The organism is Brevundimonas sp. GW821-FHT12C05 (assembly GCF_058807475.1).
Genome location: NZ_JBXAQS010000001.1, coordinates 598,721 through 618,709, shown reverse-complemented (window position 1 = coordinate 618,709; position 19,989 = coordinate 598,721). Strand labels below are relative to the sequence as shown.

At 68.7% G+C, this 19,989-nt stretch carries 15 protein-coding genes and 1 tRNA gene; 10 read left to right on the top strand and 6 right to left on the bottom strand.

Annotated features, from left to right (window positions below):
- Positions 1–111 precede the first annotated feature (111 nt).
- From AC1RRF_RS02815 to AC1RRF_RS02805, 3 genes are all read left to right on the top strand, one after another.
- A complete protein-coding gene (locus tag AC1RRF_RS02815) occupies positions 112–705 on the top strand; it encodes a YfbR-like 5'-deoxynucleotidase (protein ID WP_492834131.1) in 594 nt (197 codons plus the stop codon).
- A gap of 2 nt (positions 706–707) precedes the next feature.
- Positions 708–1,640 (top strand): NUDIX hydrolase, encoded by a 933-nt coding sequence (locus AC1RRF_RS02810; protein ID WP_492832615.1) that lies wholly within the window; start codon positions 708–710, stop codon positions 1,638–1,640.
- 84 nt (positions 1,641–1,724) lie between these two features.
- A tRNA-Ser gene (locus AC1RRF_RS02805) sits at positions 1,725–1,814 on the top strand.
- A 56-nt stretch (positions 1,815–1,870) separates the two neighbouring features.
- Here AC1RRF_RS02805 and AC1RRF_RS02800 read toward each other — a convergent pair.
- Both AC1RRF_RS02800 and AC1RRF_RS02795 read right to left on the bottom strand, forming a co-directional pair.
- A complete protein-coding gene (locus AC1RRF_RS02800) occupies positions 1,871–3,715 on the bottom strand; it encodes a hypothetical protein (protein WP_492832613.1) in 1,845 nt (614 codons plus the stop codon).
- A gap of 123 nt (positions 3,716–3,838) precedes the next feature.
- Positions 3,839–5,002, bottom strand: coding sequence for a glycoside hydrolase family 88/105 protein (locus AC1RRF_RS02795; RefSeq protein WP_492832611.1), 1,164 nt, complete (start codon positions 5,000–5,002; stop codon positions 3,839–3,841).
- 155 nt (positions 5,003–5,157) lie between these two features.
- On the opposite strand from AC1RRF_RS02795, the gene AC1RRF_RS02790 reads away from it, so the two are divergent.
- Positions 5,158–8,052, top strand: a complete 2,895-nt coding sequence (locus AC1RRF_RS02790; RefSeq protein WP_492832609.1) for a TonB-dependent receptor — start codon at positions 5,158–5,160, stop codon at positions 8,050–8,052.
- Between the two features lie 52 nt (positions 8,053–8,104).
- On the top strand, positions 8,105–9,391 hold the full coding sequence (locus AC1RRF_RS02785; RefSeq protein WP_492832607.1) for an alginate lyase family protein: 1,287 nt from the start codon (positions 8,105–8,107) through the stop codon (positions 9,389–9,391).
- 4 nt (positions 9,392–9,395) lie between these two features.
- On the opposite strand, the gene AC1RRF_RS02780 is transcribed toward AC1RRF_RS02785, so the two are convergent.
- Complete coding sequence (locus AC1RRF_RS02780) at positions 9,396–10,160, bottom strand: FadR/GntR family transcriptional regulator (protein ID WP_492832605.1); 765 nt, start codon at positions 10,158–10,160, stop codon at positions 9,396–9,398.
- Between the two features lie 65 nt (positions 10,161–10,225).
- Between AC1RRF_RS02780 and manD the strand changes: the two genes are divergently transcribed.
- The 5 genes from manD (at position 10,226) to AC1RRF_RS02755 (ending at position 16,469) form a co-directional block, all read left to right on the top strand.
- Positions 10,226–11,485, top strand: coding sequence for a D-mannonate dehydratase ManD (gene manD / locus AC1RRF_RS02775; RefSeq protein WP_492832603.1), 1,260 nt, complete (start codon positions 10,226–10,228; stop codon positions 11,483–11,485).
- Between the two features lie 8 nt (positions 11,486–11,493).
- Positions 11,494–12,369 (top strand): DUF4861 family protein, encoded by an 876-nt coding sequence (locus AC1RRF_RS02770; protein WP_492832601.1) that lies wholly within the window; start codon positions 11,494–11,496, stop codon positions 12,367–12,369.
- Between the two features lie 7 nt (positions 12,370–12,376).
- Positions 12,377–13,654 (top strand): MFS transporter, encoded by a 1,278-nt coding sequence (locus AC1RRF_RS02765; RefSeq protein WP_492832599.1) that lies wholly within the window; start codon positions 12,377–12,379, stop codon positions 13,652–13,654.
- Complete coding sequence (gene uxaC, locus AC1RRF_RS02760; RefSeq protein ID WP_492832598.1) at positions 13,651–15,063, top strand: glucuronate isomerase; 1,413 nt, start codon at positions 13,651–13,653, stop codon at positions 15,061–15,063. Before AC1RRF_RS02765 ends, uxaC begins: the two co-directional genes overlap by 4 nt.
- Positions 15,064–15,143: 80 nt before the next feature.
- A complete protein-coding gene (locus tag AC1RRF_RS02755; protein ID WP_492832596.1) occupies positions 15,144–16,469 on the top strand; it encodes a mannitol dehydrogenase family protein in 1,326 nt (441 codons plus the stop codon).
- A gap of 50 nt (positions 16,470–16,519) precedes the next feature.
- Here the strand turns inward: AC1RRF_RS02755 and AC1RRF_RS02750 are convergent, their stop codons facing one another.
- From AC1RRF_RS02750 to AC1RRF_RS02740, 3 genes are read right to left on the bottom strand one after another with little or no spacing between them, the layout of a single operon-like run.
- Entirely contained in the window at positions 16,520–17,869 is a 1,350-nt protein-coding gene (locus AC1RRF_RS02750) for an MFS transporter (protein WP_492832594.1), read from the bottom strand.
- A 51-nt stretch (positions 17,870–17,920) separates the two neighbouring features.
- Positions 17,921–19,174: a serine hydrolase domain-containing protein gene (locus AC1RRF_RS02745; protein ID WP_492832592.1), complete on the bottom strand. Its 1,254-nt coding sequence runs from the start codon at positions 19,172–19,174 to the stop codon at positions 17,921–17,923.
- A complete protein-coding gene (locus tag AC1RRF_RS02740; protein ID WP_492834130.1) occupies positions 19,167–19,856 on the bottom strand; it encodes a TetR/AcrR family transcriptional regulator in 690 nt (229 codons plus the stop codon). Before AC1RRF_RS02740 ends, AC1RRF_RS02745 begins: the two co-directional genes overlap by 8 nt.
- Positions 19,857–19,989: the final 133 nt, after the last annotated feature.

Below are 19,989 nucleotides of genomic sequence, written 5' to 3'. Positions count from 1 at the left end.
GGCCTTGATCACGCGGGCTCTATGGGTCACCACGTCCAGCCAATCGAACTGGATCACGCCTTGGCTTCCGCACCTCGACCTTCGTCCAAAGCGCCCCGCGCCTGGCAGCGCATGCTGTCGGGCCGCCGCCTCGACCTGCTGGACCCGTCGCCCTTCGACATCGAGATCGAGGACATCGCCCACGGCCTGGCCCGGGTGGCCCGCTGGAACGGCCAGACCATCGGCGAGCACGCCTTCTCGGTCGCCCAGCACTCCTGCGTCGTCGAGGAGATCGCCGCCCACATCAAGCCGGGGCTGGAGCCCAAATGGCGCCTGGCGGCCCTGCTGCATGACGCCTCCGAATATGTGATCGGCGACATGATCTCGCCCTTCAAGGCGGCCCTGGGCGTGAACTACAAGGCCTTCGAGGCCCGGCTGGAAAGCGCCATCCATGTCCGCTTCGGCCTGCCGCCCAAGAACCCGGTGGCGATCAAGACCCTGATCAAGAAGGCCGACCGCGCCTGCGCCTATTTCGAGGCGACCCAGTTGGCCGGCTTCAACAAGCCCGAGTCCCTGACCATCTTCGGCGCCCCGCCGGCCGGCTATGACCTGGTCATCGAGCCCCTGCCCGCCCCGGTGGCCCAGCAGCGCTATCTGGAGCGGTACCGGGTGCTGGCCGAGGCCGTGGGCCTGATCTCCGCCCCCGACGCCTGGCACACCGAATAGCCATGGCCGAACAGGGGGTTCGCATCGGCCTGTCGGCCGTGGTCATCGCGCTCAGGGACGGCAAGGCCTGCGTCCTGACCACGACCGGCGACGACGGTTCGGCCGCCCTGCCCTTCGGCCCCTTCGATCCAGCCCGCGACCGCACCTTCGAACTGGCCCTGCGCGCCTTCGTGACGGCGCAGACCGGATTTCGGCTCGGCTTCGTCGAGCAGCTCTACACCTTCGGCGATCTCGGCCGGGCCAGCCCCCGCGCCACCCCCGGTCCCGACCGCCATCGCGAGGTCTCGGTCGGCTATCTGGCCCTGACCGCCGACGCCGCCGACGCCCCGGCGGCCGAGGCCCACTGGACCCCCGTGCTGGACTTCTTCCCCTGGGAGGACCGCCGCGACGGCGCCGCCTCGTGCCAGGCGTCCCTGATTGAAGGCCTGCGTGACTGGGCCGCCGACGACAGCCGCCGCGCCGCCCGCATCGACGCCCTGTTCGCCGCCGCTCCCGGCCAGCGCTGGAACGAGGGCCGGGTGCTGGAACGCTATGAACTGCTCTACGAGGCCGGTCTGGTCGCCGAGGCGGCGCGTGACCTCGACAAGCCCGCGCCCGCCGTCGCGCCAGGCCGCCCCATGGTCTCGGACCACCGCCGGATTCTGGCCACCGGGCTGGGCCGCCTGCGCAGCAAGCTGAAATACCGTCCGGTGCTGTTCGATCTCATGCCCGAGACCTTCACCCTGTCCGGCCTGCAGGCCGCCGCCGAAGCCGTGGCGGGCCTGTCCCTGCACAAGCAGAACTTCCGCCGGGGCGTCGAGCGCACCGGTCTGGTCGAGGCCACCGGTCGCCTGTCGGCGGCCACGGGCGGCCGCCCGGCCGAGCTTTTCCGCGTCGCCGACGGCGACCAGTCCACCGGCGAGGCCCTCGGCCTTCCCCTTCCGGCCCTACGCTGACGATTTTCGTCATTTCCCTGCTTGCGGCGCAGGGGCTCCCCGATTAGAGAAGCCGCTCGCTCGACCAAAGCGTTTCGGCCCCGCGGAGAGGTGGCAGAGTGGTCGAATGTACCGCACTCGAAATGCGGCGTGCCTTTACGGGTACCGTGGGTTCGAATCCCACCCTCTCCGCCACCGGCCTTCTGCAGTGCAATCAATAAGCTGAAGGCCTTTCGGCCAAGGCCGATCGGTCAGGGACGGAATTCGATCCGCCAGCCGACGGCGGCCTCGCGTCCCACCGCCGTCTCGCAGGCCACGACCGAGTTGAACGCCCCGACCGGCGAGCGGTGAACGCGCGGATCCGGTTCAGCCATGGCGCAATCCAGACCCTTCGGCTCGAACCGCGCGACCTCGCCCTCACGGAAGTCGAAACCATCGCCGGCGGGCTCGGCTCCACGCGAGAACGACGGGAACTGGAGCGCGATCCGGGCCCCCTCCTCCCCGCCCGCCAACCGGATGACGTCCGAACGGGACACGGCGCCGGGGGCCAGCTCGACCCGCGTCTCGATCGCCGCGCGGGCGTCGCGTTCGGGCGCGGGTCCGCCCATGCGATCCATGAAGTCCTGGCGCCAGGTGACGACGGTGCGGTCGCCGTCGACCTCCACCTTCACGTCCCTGAACCAGGCCAGCGGCATCAGCACCGAACCGTCGGCCAGCGTCAGGCGCGGGGTCAGATAGGGATAGGTCTCGTCCGCCGCCCCCGCCAGCACGCCCGGTGAGAAGGGCGCCGGGAAATAGGGCGTGTTCATATGCTGGGTCGGGCCGCCGTTGATCAGCGGCAGGCCGATCACCCGGTCGCCGTCACGGTAGGTGACCAGCAGCCGGTCGAACGCGCCGCGTGCGAACCAGGTCGTCGTCGAACGAGGCAGCGTCTCGAGCCATGCTCCGAAGGCGGGCGATGGCTCGCGTTCCGACCAACCCAGCCGGTTCCAGATCGCGTTCGTATAGATCAGCTGATGGCCCAGGCTCAGGTTCTCGCCCAGGATCCGGTGCTTGCCGCGATAGGCGTCCGTCTTGCGCCCGTGGTCCCACAGATTGACCGAGCCGGTCCCGGGATCGAGCCAGAAGTCGGCATAGCGGGCCGCGACCCTGGCCGAGAAGGCGTAGGCCATGGCCTCTTCCTCATCCGTCAGCAGGTCCAGCGCGGCGGCGGCCGTCAGAACCTCCAGGAAGGCGGTCTCGCCGTAGACGCCGATGCTGCGGCCGTACTCGAACCCTTCTCCCCGCAGGTTCAACCGGGGCAGCAGGACATCGACCGAGCCACGCAGCCAGGCCCTGACCTCGGGGGGCGGCTCCACCCCGGTCTCGATGAACCGCTGGGCGATTTCGCCGATCAGCAGCACGCTGTAGCGGTCGAACCGCCCCTGCCCGTCCGTCTCGTCCGCGAAGCCATATTCGCCTGAGTAGGTCCGATAGTGCTCCAGCGTCCGGACCAGCAACGCCTCGCTGGCCTCGGCGCTCTCCCAGCCCAGCAGGAAGCGCAGCCGCGCGATGCTGAAGGCGACGCCGTAATAGTTGTTCGGCAGGTCGATCAGGGTCAGGTCGGGCTCGCGCACGAAGGCGCGCCAGTCCAGCCGCTCGCGGAGCCGCGCCAGGGTCGCCGGAGCCACCGCCTGCTCCAGCAGCCCGGCCTCCCGCAGCCGATGGAGCGCGGAGACATAATAATAGATCCCCCAGCTGTCGTTGGGGTCCTCAAGCGTGAGGTCCGCCAGCCGGCGGAAGCCGGCGAGGTACTCGCTGAATCGAGGGTCGTCGCGCGGCGTCTCGACGAGGACGTGGGCCATGGCGATGGCGATCTTGCCGGGCAGGAATTTGTCCTGGGCCTGGAACACCTCGACCCCGTCCAGGCGGTAGCTCCGCCCCTCGGCCAGCAGATCTTCCAGAAGCGCCTCGACCTGGGGAACGATGCGCGTCCGGACCGTCCGGTCCATCGGCGGGGCCTGTTCGTAGATCGGGCCGCGCGGGTCCGCGGCGGCCGGCGAGACCAGGGTCAGGACCACGCTTGCGGCCAGGCCGGCCAGGAGACGACGAGGCATGACGGTTCCCCCGAACGAAAACGGGAGCGGCGCGAGGCCGCTCCCGGAAAGTAGGCCGTCCACATTAAAGGAGGAGACGGTTGCAAGGAGGCTATTCCGGTAAGGCCGCACCGTCAACTGGCCTTACCAATTTTCGCGACGCGCCACCTGAACGGCGGCCAGGAGATAGGCGCCGACGCCGAAAAGCTGGGTGTCGGTCGCCGTCACCCGGTCCGGCGCATAGCCCACCTGCTGCACCCACCCCAGGCGACCGTCGGGCTGAACGGCGCGATCCAGGGCGGCCCAGCCGCGGGCGACGGCGGGGGCGTAGACCGCGGGATCGAGAAGGCCCTCGTTCACCCCCCAGGCCAGGCCGTAGACGAAGAAGCCCGTGCCGCTGGTTTCCGGCGGACCGCCCGGATCGAGCAGCGAGACCGGCCAGTATCCTTCGGCGCCCTGCAGTCCGATCAGCGTCGCCGACATGTCGCGGTACAGGCCCAGATACATCTCTCGCTGAGGATGGTCGGCCGGCAGCACCTCAAGCACCCGCACCACCCCGGCGTAGGACCAGCCGTTGCCCCGGCTCCAGAACACCTTGCGCCCCTGCGGCCCCGCTCGGCCGATGAAGCGGCTGTCGCGATAGAACAGGTGCTCGTCGCGATCGTAGAGCGCATCGACCGTGGCCCGGAACTCCGTGTCGGCGTGGGCCAGATAGCGCGGATCACCGGTCAGCGCGGACAGTTCGGCCCAGGCCGGCGGGGCCATGAACAGGGCGTCGCTCCAGCACCAGCGGACCTGGCACGGCCGCTCGCCGCGGCCTTCGTCAAAGATCATCGAGACATCCGACGGCGCCGCCAGCACCGCGTCGAAGCGAGCGCGGACGGGAGCCAGCCGGGCGACGCGTTCGGCCCCGGATACCCTCCCGGCCGCCCAGATCCAGGCCTGGCCGACCGCGTCGGCGTCGGCATGGCGGGGGCGAGACCCGAAGCCCCAGCCCGCCTTGCGCCCGCGCGTTTCGATCGCGGCGGCATAGCGGGGATCCCCGGTGGCGTCGGCGAAATCGGTCAGGCCGACGAGAAGGGCCGCCTGTATCCAGTCCACGGGGTCGGCGGCCTGCTCACGAAACGTGGCGACATAGGAGAAGTCCTCCATCCGTCCCAACTGCCAGTCCGCGACGATCCGCGCCCGCTCCAACACCGCCTGGTCAGCGATCACCGGACGCGCGCCCCCCGTCGCATGTCCGGCATGGGCCGCGCATCCTGTCGCCAATGCGGCGGCCACGGCCACCGCCGCCAGTCGAATCCACATTTCACCCTCCCCGGATCATGCGGTCATACCCGCCTTAACTTTTTGGTCAGACCAATGTTGCCACCGGTGTCATTTTCGGTCTAGCCTGTTTGACAGATACGTTGCCCGACAAACGGGCACATGGAAACACAGCTCAGGACGGGGGAACCATCACCATGCTGTACAGGCCCAATTCCGCACGACGCGCGGTGCTGCTCGCGTCGGCCGCCATCACGCTCGGCACGCCCGGCATCGTCATGGCCCAGACCGTTCAGGCTCCGGCTCCGGCGCCGCAGACCGAGACCGTCATCGACGAAGTCGTCGTCACCGGCATGCGCGCCACCCAGAGAAGCTCCATCGCGGTCAAGCGAGACTCGGCGGTCATCGTCGACGCGATCGTCAACGACGAGATCGGCTCCCTGCCCGACAATTCGGTGGGCGATACGCTGGAGCGCGTGACGGGCGTCACCGCCGACCGCTTCAAGGGCAATGCGAACGAACTGTCCGTGCGTGGCCTGGGGCCGACGCTCAGCTTCTCAACCTTCAACGGACGCGAAGTGTCCACCGCCGGTCCCGACCGCTCGGTGGCGTTCCAGCAGTTCCCGTCGGAACTGGTCAACGGCGTCCTGGTCTACAAGAGCCAGCAGGCCGACTTCGCGGAAGGCGGCATCGCCGGCGTCATCGATCTGCGCTCGATCCGCCCCCTTGAGGCCCGCCCCCGCCTGCAGTTCGAGTATCGCGGCGCCTTCCAGGAGAAGGACAACGCCATCGTGGGCCGCGACGGCCTGGGGTACCGGGCCAACCTGTCCTGGACCAACCGCTGGCGCGACACGCCCCTGGGCGACTTCGGCCTGAGCATCGGCTACCAGCATCAGGATCAGGCCGCGCCCGAGGACTACTACACCACCAACTCCGCCTTCGTGCCGTGCAACACCTCGGCCAACAATCCGGGCGTGATCACCGGCACGGCGGCGGTCCAGACCGCCGCGGGGACCAGCTTCAACTGCGCCATACGCCCGACGCTGAGCGCCGCCCAGCAGGCCGGCACGACACAGTCGCCGCTCTACTTCGCCACCAGTTCGCGCACCTTCCGCCAGATCTCGACCAGCGAGATCCGCGACGGGATCATCGGCGCCCTGCAGTGGCGGCCGAATGATCGCCTCGACCTGGTGCTGGACACCCAGTACTCGAACCGCTCCAGCCTGGAAGACCGGAACCAGCTGGCGATCACCGAAGGCTTGCGCGGCATCCAGCCGCTCATCATCGGCGGCCAGGGCAATGACTTCAGCGACGGCGCGCTGATGCGCTACACCGGCAACTCCAACCTCGAGATCCAGCTTGAGCAGCGGCTGCGCGAGGAAGAGTATTTCGGCGGCGGCCTGTCAGGGACCTGGAATGGCGACCGGCTCAAGATCTCGGGCGACGTGTCCTATTCGGAGTCGCACCGCACCGAGCTTCAGAAGGCCACCAACATGCGCTCGCCGCGCCGGGTGGTTTACACGCTGGACGGCACGGACGACGTCGTGCCGACCGTCGATTTCGTCGGCTTCGACATCACAGACCCGTCGGCCTTCCTGACCACCGCGCCCGCGGCGAACACCAACTACGCCCGCTACCGCCTGGCCACCGACCGTCGCGACCAGATCGCCGCCGCCCGCTTCGACGGCGTCTATGATCTGTCCGACACGGGCTTCTTCCGCACCCTCAACGCCGGTGTTCGTCATTCCGAGCACACCCGCGAAACGGACCTGAGCAACAACGGAGATGTCACCATCCCGATCGCCCGGGACGGCCTGACCGCCGCCCAGCTGGTGGCCCAGGCGAACGCCAACTGTCGGGTTCCCTTCCCGTCGACGGACTTCATGAGCCAGTCGACGACCAACATCCGACGCTGGGCGACGTTCGACAACGACTGCCTGTTCCGGACCTATACCGGGCGGGACAGCAATCCGCTGATGGCGGACTCGCGCGGGCCGGAGGACATCAATGTCACCGAGACCATCAGCGCCGTCTATCTGATGACCACCTTCGCCGGCGACTGGGGGAATATCCCGATCAGCGGCAACGCCGGGGTGCGCTACGTCAAGACCCAGATCGACTCGACCGGCTATCGCTCCGAGGTCACGGTCGTCCCGTCCGTCGGCGGCTCCGCGGCGACCATCGCCGTCGTCCCGGGGACCCTGAGCGAGATCCAGGCCGAAGGCGAGTACGACTACTGGCTGCCCAGCCTGAACCTGAATCTGGATCTGAACGAGACCACCCGCCTGCGCTTCGGCGCGTCACGGGCCATCTCGCGCGCGGGCATCGAGGACTTCAATGTCGGCATCAATCCGATCGCCGACACCACCGCCACCACCGTCCAGGGGGTGTTGGCCAACTCGACCACCGGCAACCCCAACCTGCTGCCGATGGACAGCTGGAACCTCGATTCCTCGCTGGAATTCTACCTCAACCAGGACACCGCCTTCTCGGTCGCGGTCTACTACAAGTGGATCAAGAACGCGGCCTTCGACGCGGTTCAGCCGTTCACGACCTCGATCATCGCCAATGGCGTCGAGACCCAGTTCAACGCCGTGGCTCCGGCCAACGATACCGAGACCCGGCATCTGTCGGGCTTCGAGATCACCGGCAGCACCGTCTTCAGCCAGCTTCCGGGCCTGTGGTCGGGGCTCGGGGTCAGCGGAGGCTACAACTACGCCGACGCCGACTTCGAATTCCCCGATCCGTCGACGGTCGGCCCCTATGTTGATCCGGCCGGCCTGCGGGGCCTGTCGCGGCACAACTTCAACGGCTCGGTGTTCTGGGAAGGCGCCGGCCTGTCGCTGCGCGCCTCCTACCGCTACCGCTCGGACTACGCCAAGCCCAACAGCAGCACCAATCGGGGCGTCCGCGACTCGGGCATCCTGAACCTCTCGGCCCAGTACGACGTCAACGAGCACGTCCAGCTCAAGCTGCAGGCGCTCAACGTCACCAACGAGCGGGACATCATGTACAAGCCCGGCGAGGACGCGATCACCGAAGTCAGCGAGAGCAACCCGCAGTACTATTTCGGTGTCCGCTTCCGCTACTAAACCTGACGCCCTCCGCGGCGGCCCAGGTCGCGGCGGAGGGCTGGATGTTCCCATGAAACCTGTTCTCGTCCTTTCCCTGGCCGCGGCCATCGCGACAGGCCTTTCGTCAGGCGCAGTGGCGCAGGCCTCACCCGATCCGGCCTCCGCCACGCCGGTCTGCCAAGGATCGGACGGCTACGCCGAGGCCTTCGGCGGCCGCCGCACATTTCTGTGGCGGCCCGACTGGCTGACGACGCTGAAGGCCCGGGTCGACGCCGGCGACCCGGCGGTGAAGCCCGCCTATGACGCGGTGGTCGCCCGCGCCAACGCCGCCCTGACGCACGGCCCCTATACCGTCGTCGACAAGGTCCGCACCCCCGCCAGCGGCGACAAGCACGACTATATGAGCATGGGTCCCTACTGGTGGCCCGACCCGACCAAGCCGGACGGCCTGCCCTACATCCGGCGCGACGGCGAGATGAACGCCGAGCGCGAGACCAACGCCTTCGACCTGTCCGATCTCGAGAACATGAGCCAGGACATCCAGGCCCTGGCCCTGGCCCACTGGTACACGGGCGACGCGCGCTATGCGGCCAAGGCGGCCGAGATGGTCCGCATATGGTTCCTGGCGCCCGAGACGCGGATGAACCCGAACCTCAACCACGGGCAGGCGGTGCCCGGTCGGGTGTCGGGCCGAGCCGAGGGCGTGATCGACGCCTACCGCTTCGTCCGGATCATCGAGTCCGTCGGGTTGATCGGCCCCTCCGGGGCGCTGAGCGACGCCGAACAGATCGCGCTGCAGGACTGGTTCGCCGAACTGGTCCGCTGGATGGCGACCAGCCCGATCGGCCGGGCCGAGCGGGCCGCCGCCAACAACCACGGCGTCTACTACGATGTGCTGATCAGCCAGTTCGCCCTGTTCGCCGGGATGGACGACGTCGCCCGCACCGTCACGCAGAGGGCCGGCCCCGATCGCCTGGCCAAGCAGATCGAGCCGGACGGCAGGCTGCCCCTCGAACTGGCCCGTACGCGGTCGCTGCACTACACGGCCTGGACCCTGGTCGCCGCCTACGATCTGGCGGACCTGGGGCGGTGCGTCGATGTCGATCTGTGGACCTACCGGACCGACGACGGCCGTTCCCTGCGCGCGGCGGCGGACTACCTCGGCGCCTATGCGGGACGCGAGGCTGAATGGCCCTGGCCCGAACTGGACAAGACGGAGACCGGCGGCGTCTATGAGGTGATGCTGCGTTCCGCCTGGGGGTGGAGCGACCCCGCCTTCAGCGTCCGCGCCGCCGCGACGGCCCCAGCCCACCTCGACATGGACCTGAACGTCAGGATCCCGCCCTATGCGCCGTGACCCGTCAGATCGCGGTGCGGCGCGCCACCTCCTGGCGGCGTTTCTGAACGTCCGAGCGGCTGCGCTCCATGATATCGATCTCGGTGGCCGTCAGCAGGTCCTCGATCACCCGGCTGAGGTGCGCCCGCATGGCTTCACGCGCGCCGCGAGGATCGCGGGCCTTGAGGCAGGTCAGGATCTCGCGGTGGTCCTCGATCAGCGGACGCACGCCGACCTGCCGGGCCCGGTCCAGCATCTCGGCGCAGAGCGGCGAGCGGTAGCGCAGGTCCCACAGGTTCTCGACCACCATGACGATCGCGGCGTTGCGCGTGGCCTGGGCGATCGCGACATGGAACCGGCGGTCGGCCTGCTCGCCGATGGAGGCGGCGAATTCGTTCTCGACCGCCATCTGGCCGAGAATGTCCTCCAGCTCAGCCAGTTCGTCGTCGGTGATGGCGCTGGCGGCCAGGGCGCAGGACTCGCCCTCGAACAGGCGCCGCGCCTCGGTCAGCTCGAACGCGCCGATGTCCAGCTCCGGCGCGGGTCCCTGCGAGCCCGGCGTGGCGGTGACATAGATGCCCGAGCCCGGACGGGCGTCCACCAGGCCGCGGATCTCCAGCGCGATCATGGCTTCGCGCACCGTGGGGCGGCTGACGCCGTACTGCTCGGCCAGATCGCGTTCCGACGGCAGGCGCGCGCCCGGCGCATAGGCGCCCGAGGCGATATCCGCCGCCACCGCGCTGGCGACCTGCTGATACAGTTTTCGGGTTTCGGCGGTGGAAGTGGTCATACCACCTTGAATGTAGGCCACGCGTCCTCGTCAGGCCAGTCCACATCGCCAACCGGGTTCCAAGCATGAACGACAGCCTGCCTTCGCCCCGGTCCGCCCGCGCCGCGCGCGCCTTCGCGCCGATCACCGACGTTCGCGTGGTCGTGACCTGCCCGGGCCGCAACTTCGTCACCCTGAAGATCACCACCGCCGACGGCGTATACGGTCTGGGCGACGCGACGCTGAACGGCCGGGAACTGGCGGTCGCCGCCTATCTTGAGGAACACCTCGCGCCCCTGCTGATCGGCAAGGACGCCCATCGCATCGAGGACATGTGGCAGTACCTGTACCGGGGCGCCTATTGGCGCAACGGCGCGGTCGGCATGACTGCGATCGCCGCCGTGGACGTGGCGTTGTGGGACATCAAGGCCAAGATCGCGGGCCTCCCGCTCTACCAGCTCCTGGGCGGCGCCAGCCGTGACGGCGTCACGGTCTACGGCCACGCCAACGGCGTCGACATCGAAGAGACGGTCCAGGAGGCCCTGCGCTACCGGGCGCTGGGCTACAAGGCGATCCGTCTGCAGTCCGGCGTGCCGGGCCTGTCCAGCACCTACGGCGTCGGGCGGGACAAGATGTTCTACGAGCCGGCGGACGGCGCCCTGCCGACCGAGAACCGCTGGTCGACGGCCAAGTACCTGCGTATGGCGCCCGAGCTGTTCGCCGCCGCCCGCGAAGCCCTGGGCTGGGATGTGGAACTGCTGCACGACGTGCACCACCGCCTGACGCCGATCGAGGCCGGGCGGTTGGGCCGCGACCTGGAGCCCTGGCGGCCGTTCTGGCTCGAGGACGCCGTCGTCGCCGACAACCAGGCCGGCTTCCGCACCGTTCGTCAGCACACCACGACGCCCTTGGCCGTCGGTGAGGTCTTTTCCTCCGTCTGGGACTGCAAGACCCTGATCGAGGAAGGCCTGATCGACTTCATCCGGGCCACGGTCGTCCACGCCGGCGGCCTGACGCATCTGCGCCGGATCGCGGCGCTGGCCGAACTGCACCACGTCCGGACCGGCTGTCACGGCGCGACCGATCTGTCGCCCGTGTCCATGGCGGCGGCGCTGCATTTCGGCCTGTCGGTGCCGAATTTCGGCATCCAGGAATACATGCGCCACACGCCCGAGACCGATGCGGTCTTCCCGCACGCCTACGGCTTCGAGGACGGCATGCTGCACCCCGGCGACGAGCCGGGCCTGGGCGTCGATCTGGACGAAGACCTGGCCGCCCGACATCCCTATCGTCGCGCCTATCTGCCGGTGAACCGGCTCGAGGACGGGACGATGTTCAATTGGTGAGGCTTCTCATGAGCATCGTTGTCGGTTCCGCGCTCGCCGCGGCGAGCGGGGCGCCGTCGCCGGCGCAGGACGATCCGGCGCAGCGTCCGGCCGCCGTGGTTCGCTTCGTTCCGGAGCGTTTCGACGACCTGATGTGGGAGAACGACCGCGTCGCCTACCGCATCTACGGTCCGGCCCTGCAGGCCCAGGAACCGCCGTCCGGCTCGGGCGTCGATGTCTGGGCCAAGCGGGTCCGCCATCCCTTCATGGACCGCCTGCTGGCGTCCGGCCGCTATCACACCGATCAGGGCGAGGGCCTGGACTTCTACGACGTGGGGCGCAGCCGCGGGGCGGGCGGACTGGGGATCTGGTACGACAACAAGCTGTGGACCTCGCGCAACTTCCGCACCTACGAGATTCAGGAGACGGGCGGCGACACGGCGCGCTTCAGCGTCGACTACGCGCCCTGGCCGGTCGACGTGGACCGCCGGGTCTGGGAGACGCGCCGGTTCGAACTGCCGCTGGGGTCCAGCTTCACCCGCATGACCTCGACGATCGGGTCGGACAACGCCGAGCCGCTGACCGTCGCCATCGGCATCAGCAAGCGACGCAATCCGCAGGGCCAGGGCGTCGTCACGCGCGATGCGGCGCGTGGCCTGCTGGCCTTCCGCGAGCCCGATGATCCCGGTCACGGAAGCCTGGGCCTGGCGATCCTGGCGGACCCGTCGCAGGTGGTCGGTTTCGTGGATGACGCCGACAACTATCTGATCCTGCTGCGGGTCACCCCGGGCCAACCGTTCGTCTACTACATGGGCACGGCCTGGGATCGCGGGCTGGACTTCCCGACGGCCGCGGCCTGGGACGCGCACCTGGCGGCGCAGTCGCCCGACTTCGATCCCCGGTGAGGGCGCCATGACCCCGACGACCGCCCCGATCCGCATTGGCCGCTATCGCTGGATCATCTGCGCCCTGTTGTTCTTCGCGATCAGCATCAACTACGTCGACCGCCAGATCATCGGGGTCCTGAAGCCCCTGCTCCAGGACCAGTTCGGCTGGAGCGAGATCGACTACGGCGACATCGTCTTCTGGTTCCAGGCCGCCTACGCGATGAGCCTGCTGGTCTTCGGCCGCATCCTCGACATCGTCGGGACGCGCTGGGGGCTGGCGGTGGCGGTCGGCGTCTGGAGCGTGGCCGCCATGGCCCATTCGGGGGCCAGTTCGGTCATCCAATTCGCCATGGCCCGCTTCGCCCTAGGCCTCGGCGAAGGCGGCGGATACCCCGCTTCGATCAAGGCGGTGTCGGAGTGGTTTCCCAAGCGCGAGCGGGCGCTCGCCGCCGGCATCCTCAACGCCGGGGCCAATGTCGGCGCCGTCCTGACACCCATCCTTGTGCCCGTGATCGTTCTGACCTTCGGCTGGCGGGCGGCGTTCATCTTCACCGGCGCGTCCGGCCTGATCTGGCTGGCGATCTGGCTGCTGGTCTATCGCAAGCCCGCCGAACACCCCCGGGTCAGCGCGGCCGAGCTCGCCCTGATCGAGAGCGATCCCGCCGATCCGCCGGCCAAGGTCGCCTGGTCGGACCTGATCCGCAGGCGCGAAACCTGGGCCTATGTGTTGGGCAAATTCCTGACCGACCCGGTGTGGTGGCTGTTCCTGTTCTGGCTGCCTGACTTCTTCTCCAAGACCTACGGCCTGAACCTGGTCACCTTCGGTCCGGCGCTGGTCATCGTCTATCTGCTGGCGGACGTGGGTTCGGTGGGCGGCGGCTGGCTGTCCTCGCCGCTGATCAAGGCGGGCTGGAGCATCAACCGCGCGCGCAAGACCGCCATGCTGGTCAGCGCCCTGTGCGTCGTCCCGGTCACCGTCGCCATCTTCGCCGACAACCTGATCGTCGCCGTGGCGATCATCGGCCTGGCGGCAGCGGCCCACCAGGGCTGGTCGGCCAATCTGTTCACCCTGGTGTCCGATGTCTTTCCCAGGAAGGCGGTGGCCACCGTCGTCGGCATGGGCGGCTTCGCCGGCGCGGTCGGCGGCATGTTCATCGCCAAATTCGCCGGTTGGACGCTGGAGACGACCGGCAGCTACCTGCCGCTGTTGACCTTCGCCGGCGTCGCCTATCTGGTGGCGCTGGGCTTGATCCACCTGCTGACGCCCCGGCTGGAGCCCGTCACCCTGCCCGAACGGCCATGACCGCGCTGAGCCTGCATCCCGACCGTCTGTTCCCCGCGGATCCCGCCACCCGCGCCGTCGCGCGGAGCCTGTACGAGGCCGTGCGCGCCCTGCCCATCGTCAGCCCGCACGGCCACACCGACCCGGCCTGGTTCGCGTTGAACGAACCGTTCGCCGACCCGGCGGACCTGCTGATCAAGCCGGATCACTACGTCCTGCGCATGCTGTTCAGCCAGGGCGTTCCGCTGGAGGCGCTGGGCATACCGCGCCTGAACGGCGGTCCCGTCGAGACCGATCCCCGCGCGGTCTGGCGCCGCTTCGCCGAACACTACCCCCTGTTTCGGGGCACACCCTCCCGCCTCTGGCACGACTGGGTCTACGCCGAGGTCTTCGGCCTGACCGAGCGCCTCTCGGCCGACACCGCCGATCTCTACTACGACGCCATCGACGCGGCCCTGAAGACCGAGGCCTTCCGCCCGCGCGCCCTGTTCGACCGCTTCGGCATCGAGGTTATCGCCACGACAGAGGGGCCGCTGGACGACCTGGCCCACCACCGGACCATCGCCGCCTCCGGATGGAGCGGCCGGGTGATCACCACCTACCGGCCCGACGCGGTCGTTGATCCCGACCATCCGGCGTTCGCCGCCAACCTGGCCCGCTTCGGTGAGATCACCGGCCAGGACCTCTCCACCTGGGCCGGCTATCTGCGCGCCCACGAGGTTCGGCGGGCCGTCTTCCGCGCCCATGGCGCGACCGCAACCGACCACGGCCATCCCTCGGCGGCGACCTTCGATCTCTCGCCGTCCGAGGCCGAGCCCCTCTACGCCCGCATCCGGTCCGGCGTCTTCACGTCCGAGGAGGCCGAGCGGTTCCGTGGCGCGGTCCTGTTCGAGATGGCCAGGATGTCGCTGAACGACGGCATGGTGATGCAGATCCACCCGGGGGTTCATCGCAACCACAACGCCGGACTGATGGCCGCCTTCGGCCCGGACAAGGGCGCCGACATTCCCGTCCGCATCGACTATGTCCGCGCGCTCAAGCCCCTGCTGGACCGGTTCGGCTCGGAGCCGGGGCTGACCGTCATCGTCTTCACCCTGGACGAGACCAGCTACAGCCGCGAACTGGCCCCGCTGGCCGGCCACTATCCGGCCCTGCGGCTGGGCCCGCCATGGTGGTTCCACGACAGTCCCGAGGGCATGCGCCGCTTCCGCGAGCAGACGACCGAGACCGCCGGCTTCTACAACACCGTCGGCTTCAACGACGACACCCGGGCCTTCCTGTCCATTCCGGCCAGGCACGACGTCGCCCGCCGGATGGACTGCGCCTTCCTGGCCCGGCTGGTGGTCGAGCATCGGCTGGACGAGGACGAGGCTCATGAGGTGGCCCACGCCCTCGCCTACGGCCTGGTGAAGGCGGCCTACCGCCTGTGACGCCGCCCCCGCGCCTCTCGGATGCGACCCTCAGGCAGGCGTCCCCCGACGTCGAGCGGCCGGGGTACGACCGCCGGGGCGTGAAGGTAGGCGTCGTCCATCTGGGACTCGGCGCCTTTCATCGGGCGCATCAGGCGGTCGTCTATGACGACCTGATCCGCGCCGGCGACGGGCGCTGGGGCGTCGTCGGCGTCTCCATGCGATCGCCCGACGCGGCGCGCAGGCTCGCCGCACAGAACGGCCTCTACGCCGTCTCCGTCGATGACGGCGGGCAGATCCGAGACCGGATCATCGGCTGCCTCCTGCGGACCCTGACCGCCCCGGAACAGCCGCAGGCCGTCATCACCGCCCTCGCCGCCCCGGACACCCATCTGGTCTCGCTGACGGTCACCGAGAACGGCTACGGCGCGGGGCCGTTGTCGCCCGCCGCCCTGATCGCCGCCGGTCTCGCCGAGCGGCGGACGCAGGGCCTGGGCGGCTTGACCGCGCTGTCCTGCGACAATCTTCCCGACAACGGGGCGGTGCTGCGACGGGCCGTCCTCGCCGCCGCCGACGGGGTCGACCCGACCCTTCCCGGCTGGATCGAGACCGCCTGCGCCTTTCCATCGACCATGGTCGACCGCATCACGCCCGCGACGACCGAGGACGACATCAAGGCTTTCGAACGTCGGGCGGGCCTGAATGACCAGGCGGTCGTCCGCACCGAACCTTTCAGCCAGTGGGTGATCGAGAACCGGTTCGCAGGGCCACGTCCTGACTTCGCCGCGGCCGGCGTCACCCTGAGCGCCGATGTGGCCCGGTGGGAGACCGCCAAGCTGCGCCTGCTCAACGGCGCCCACTCGCTGATCGCCTACATCGGCGAGCTCGCGGACCTGGAGTTCGTCCACGAGGTCGTGGCTACGCCGGGCGGCCGGGCCCTGGTCGAACAGCTGTGGGATGAGGCCGAGACCACGCTATCCCCTGCCCCCGACATCGACATCGCGGCCTATCGGACCGCATTGATGACGCGCTTCGCCAACCCGGCATTGCGCCACCGGACGCGCCAGATCGCCATGGACGGTTCGCTGAAGCTGCCGCCCCGGCTGCTTGCGCCGATCACCGAGCGCCTTGACCGGAAGCAGGAAGTGGACGCCCTGGCTTTCGCCGTCGCGGCCTGGATCCGCTGGCTCGGCGGGCGCACCGACGGGGGTCTCGCCGTCCCTCTGGAAGATCCTCTGGCGGACGCCCTGCGCCACGCGCTGAAGGGCGCCCATACGACGGTCGAACGCGTCGAGGCCGCGCTGACCGTTCGGCGGGTCTTCCCATCCGCCCTCGCCGCCGACCCGCTGTTCCGCCGGACGCTGATCCGTCAATTGGGGCGGCTCGACAGCGGAGCGATCAGCCTGCTGACCGCCCGTACAGCGTGACGGCGCCGGCGATCAGGGCCTCGGTCACGGGCGCGCTCTCGAACTGAAGTCTAGACCGCGGCCGGCCCGGACGGGCCGGGCTGTTCCGCCGGCGCCTTGGCCGGAGGCTCAGGTGCGTTCCGCATGGCCAGCCAGTAGCCGCCCAGTGAGATGAAGCCGGTGATCACCCCCAGCCAGGTCAGGGTCATGCCCAGACCCATCGGTCCCTTGAACAGCACCGTCATCCAGGCGATGACCCCCGCCGTCACCGGTCCGCCGACGATCTTGGCGATGATGGCCAGGGCCGCCAGACTGGTCGCGCGTTCCTCGTTGGGCAGCAGGACCGCGATCGCGGCCGAGTTCACCAGGTTGATGATCACCCCGCCCAACAGGAGGGCGAACAGGACCCAGGCGAACAGGGTGACGTTCGGCATGATCGGATAGGCGCTGGCCGGAATGCTCAGGGCAGTGGCGATCAGCGCCGGAAGCAGAATGGCGCCGCGCATCTTCAGCTTCTGGCTGATGTCCGCGGTGAAGCCGCCGATGATCGAGCCGAGAATCCCCGAACCCAGGATCACCAGCCCGACCCAGCCGCCGAACTCGCCGGGCGACTGACCATATTGCCGGACCAGAACCGATCCGAGCCACAAGGCCGCGGCGCCCTCGGCGAACCCACCCGCGAAGTTGCCGACGTAGAGCCAGCCCAGAAAACGCCGACGGCTCCAGAAGGCTTTCAGCGCCACGCGAAGGGGCGGATTGACCTGTTCGACTTCGTGCCGTGCGGGCTCGCGGATCAGGAAGAGCGGAAGGACCAGAACGGCGGCGCCGATGCCGACCAGCAGATGCGCCTCGCGCCACGACGGCATGTCCGCGACGAACGCCGAGGGGTTGGCCTCAAGCCAGCCGAACAGGGTGCCGCCGATCGCGAACGCCGCGGCCACGCCGGCCCAGGCGCCGATCGAGATGAGCAACATGGACCGGCCGCGGCGTTCGGGCATGCACACGTCCGCCAGGATGGAAACCAGAACGGGGAAGGCGGTGGCCGCGCCGATGCCGGAGACCAGCCGCGCCGCGAACAGGCCGTAGAAGTCCTGCGCGAAGGCCGTCCCGATCGTGCCGACCGCCCAGAACGAGGCCAGGATGATCAACAGACGCGTCCGTGTGTGATGATCCACCATCCAGGCGATGGGCAGGGACAGGATGGCGGCGGGTATCGCCGTCGCGCTGCCCACGATCATGGCCAGCTGGAAGTCGCTCAGCCCGAGGTCGATCTTCACCGCTTCCTGGATCGGCGCCAGCAGGCCGCCGACCGTCAGGGCCGAGAAGATGGTCAGCGTCAGCAGCCAGACGACGCTCCACTTCGTCTTGCGGAACGCGCTGGGCGGCGGCGGCGCGGCGGCCGCAACATCCACTGTTGTCATCATCGTTTCCTCGGAATGCGGGCCTTCAGGCCCGTCTGTCGTTGGTGAAGATCAGAGCTCCGGCCGGGTCAGGGCCGCGTAGGTGAAGGTGCGGGCCTTGGCGCGGAACTCGCCGGAGATCGGGTCGGCGAACCGCTGGATCAGGCCGACGAAGACCAGGTCGTTCTCCGGATCGATCCAGAACCAGGTCCCGCCCATGCCGCCCCAGGCCAGGGTGCCCCGCCCCTCAATCGAGCCCATTCGACGCGGATCGTTGAACACCGAAAAGCCGAGGCCGAAGCCGAACGCCGGGTTGAAGGGCAACAGCCGAAGCGGATTCGTCGTGGCCAGAACCGCGTCGGGAATGACGTTTGTCGCCATCAGCTCGACGGTGACCGGCGCCAGGATGCGCGCGCCGTTCAGTTCACCCTTGTTGAGGATCATCTGAGCGAATCGGGCGTAGTCGCTGAGGGTCGAAACCAGTCCGCCGCCGCCATCCTCGAACTCTGGCGGCGCGGTGAACGGATTGATCGGGGCGCCGAGAACCTCCGCGACCTCCTTGAGGCCGCCCTCGCCGTCGTCTTGATAGAAGGTCACCAGCCGATCGACGTTGTCGGCGCGGGTCTGGAACCCGGTGTCGACCATCCCGAGCGGGGCGAAGATGCGCTGCTGAATGAAGTCGCCGAACGACTGGCCCGAGATCCGGCTGATGATCACGCCAAGAATGCCGGAGGCGACGGAGTAGAACCATTCCGCGCCCGGCTGGAACATCAGAGGCTGGGCCGCGATGCTGTCGATGAAGGCCTGGGCGCCTTCGGGACGCGCGATCCGGTTGTCGAGATAGGCGCGCTCCAGCGGGTGGAAGTCCGGGAACAGGCCGTAGGCGAAGCCCGCGGTGTGGCTCATCACCTCGCGGATCGTCGGCGGCCGTCTGGCGTCCTCCAGGATCATCTCGCCCTTGGGACCCACGCCTGCGAAGACCTTCAGGTCAGCGAACTCCGGAATGAATTTGGTCACCGGATCGTCGAGGACCCAATGGCCTTCCTCGAACAGGATCATCATCGCCGTCGCGGCGATCGGCTTGGTCATCGAATAGATGCGGAACACGGCGTCCGGCGACAGGGGCGTCTGGCCGCCCAGTTGGGCCGACCCGTGGGTCCTGAAGGCCGCGACCTTGCCGTGGCGCAGGATCAGGGTTGATACGCCCGCCACCCGCCCGTTCTCGACCATGTCGGCCATGTAGTCGTCGAGGCGTCCCAGTCGGGCGCTGTCGAAACCCAGGTCCTCGGGCCGGGCCGCGACGGGGAAACCTGCGAACTCAGCCATCGCTTGCGGTCTTTCTGTCCTGTGCGCGCTGCTGGCAGATCGCCTTGAAGCCCCCGGCCATGAAGCTGGCCATGCGGGTCTTGATCGCCTCGAAATCCTCGGACCGGCACAGGCCGCCCGACAGGTGATCGATCCGGCCGGTGCGGGCCAGGCTCAGAGTCAGGGCGCCGGTGACGAAATGGTAGCCCCAGAAGATGTCCTCCTCCGCGGCGTCCGGCATGGCCTTCTTCAGCAGGTCGATCAGTTGCAGCACGACGGGGTCGAAATTCTCCCACATCACGGCGGCGCCCCAGGCCGGGGTGTTATTCAGCTGGCCGCCCAGCGCCCCGTAGTTCCGCCAGCCCTCGCCGCCCTCGATGTAGAGATCCAGGTCGGTGTCCAGGAAGGCGCGCAGCGCGCCCTCGACCGTCGGATGGTCGCCCGTTTCCTCGGCGTAGCGCTTCATCGCCTCGACGCGGCGCCCGATGGTGATCGGCGCCCGGCGTTTCACGACCTGCAGGAACAGGTCCTGCTTGTCCTCAAAATAGTAGTGCATCAGGGTGGTGTGCACCCCGATCTTCTGCGCCACGTCCTTCAGCGTCACGCCATACATGCCGTGCTTGGAGAACAGGTCCTCCGCCGCATCGAGCATCTGCTCCAGGCTGTCAGCGCGCTGTTCGGCCTTGGAGCGGCCCTTGGCCACGGGATTGGCCTTGGTCGCGGACGTCTTGGTCGCGGGGGCCTTGCGACGGGTCGAAGCGGGTTTGACGGTCACGGCGGCCTCCGGCGGAATCAGTTCCGCGGAGGATCGGACGGCTGGGCTGGACTTGGAAGCC

Excerpts from the sequence above, each read along its gene's own strand:
- AC1RRF_RS02815 (WP_492834131.1), top strand. The coding sequence starts at position 112 with ATGCTGTCGGGCCGCCGCCTCGACCTGCTGGACCCGTCGCCCTTCGAC.
- AC1RRF_RS02810 (WP_492832615.1), top strand. The coding sequence starts at position 708 with ATGGCCGAACAGGGGGTTCGCATCGGCCTGTCGGCCGTGGTCATCGCG.
- AC1RRF_RS02800 (WP_492832613.1), bottom strand. The coding sequence starts at position 3,715 with ATGCCTCGTCGTCTCCTGGCCGGCCTGGCCGCAAGCGTGGTCCTGACC.
- AC1RRF_RS02795 (WP_492832611.1), bottom strand. The coding sequence starts at position 5,002 with ATGTGGATTCGACTGGCGGCGGTGGCCGTGGCCGCCGCATTGGCGACA.
- AC1RRF_RS02790 (WP_492832609.1), top strand. The coding sequence starts at position 5,158 with ATGCTGTACAGGCCCAATTCCGCACGACGCGCGGTGCTGCTCGCGTCG.
- AC1RRF_RS02785 (WP_492832607.1), top strand. The coding sequence starts at position 8,105 with ATGAAACCTGTTCTCGTCCTTTCCCTGGCCGCGGCCATCGCGACAGGC.
- AC1RRF_RS02780 (WP_492832605.1), bottom strand. The coding sequence starts at position 10,160 with ATGACCACTTCCACCGCCGAAACCCGAAAACTGTATCAGCAGGTCGCC.
- manD (WP_492832603.1), top strand. The coding sequence starts at position 10,226 with ATGAACGACAGCCTGCCTTCGCCCCGGTCCGCCCGCGCCGCGCGCGCC.
- AC1RRF_RS02770 (WP_492832601.1), top strand. The coding sequence starts at position 11,494 with ATGAGCATCGTTGTCGGTTCCGCGCTCGCCGCGGCGAGCGGGGCGCCG.
- AC1RRF_RS02765 (WP_492832599.1), top strand. The coding sequence starts at position 12,377 with ATGACCCCGACGACCGCCCCGATCCGCATTGGCCGCTATCGCTGGATC.
- uxaC (WP_492832598.1), top strand. The coding sequence starts at position 13,651 with ATGACCGCGCTGAGCCTGCATCCCGACCGTCTGTTCCCCGCGGATCCC.
- AC1RRF_RS02750 (WP_492832594.1), bottom strand. The coding sequence starts at position 17,869 with ATGACAACAGTGGATGTTGCGGCCGCCGCGCCGCCGCCGCCCAGCGCG.
- AC1RRF_RS02745 (WP_492832592.1), bottom strand. The coding sequence starts at position 19,174 with ATGGCTGAGTTCGCAGGTTTCCCCGTCGCGGCCCGGCCCGAGGACCTG.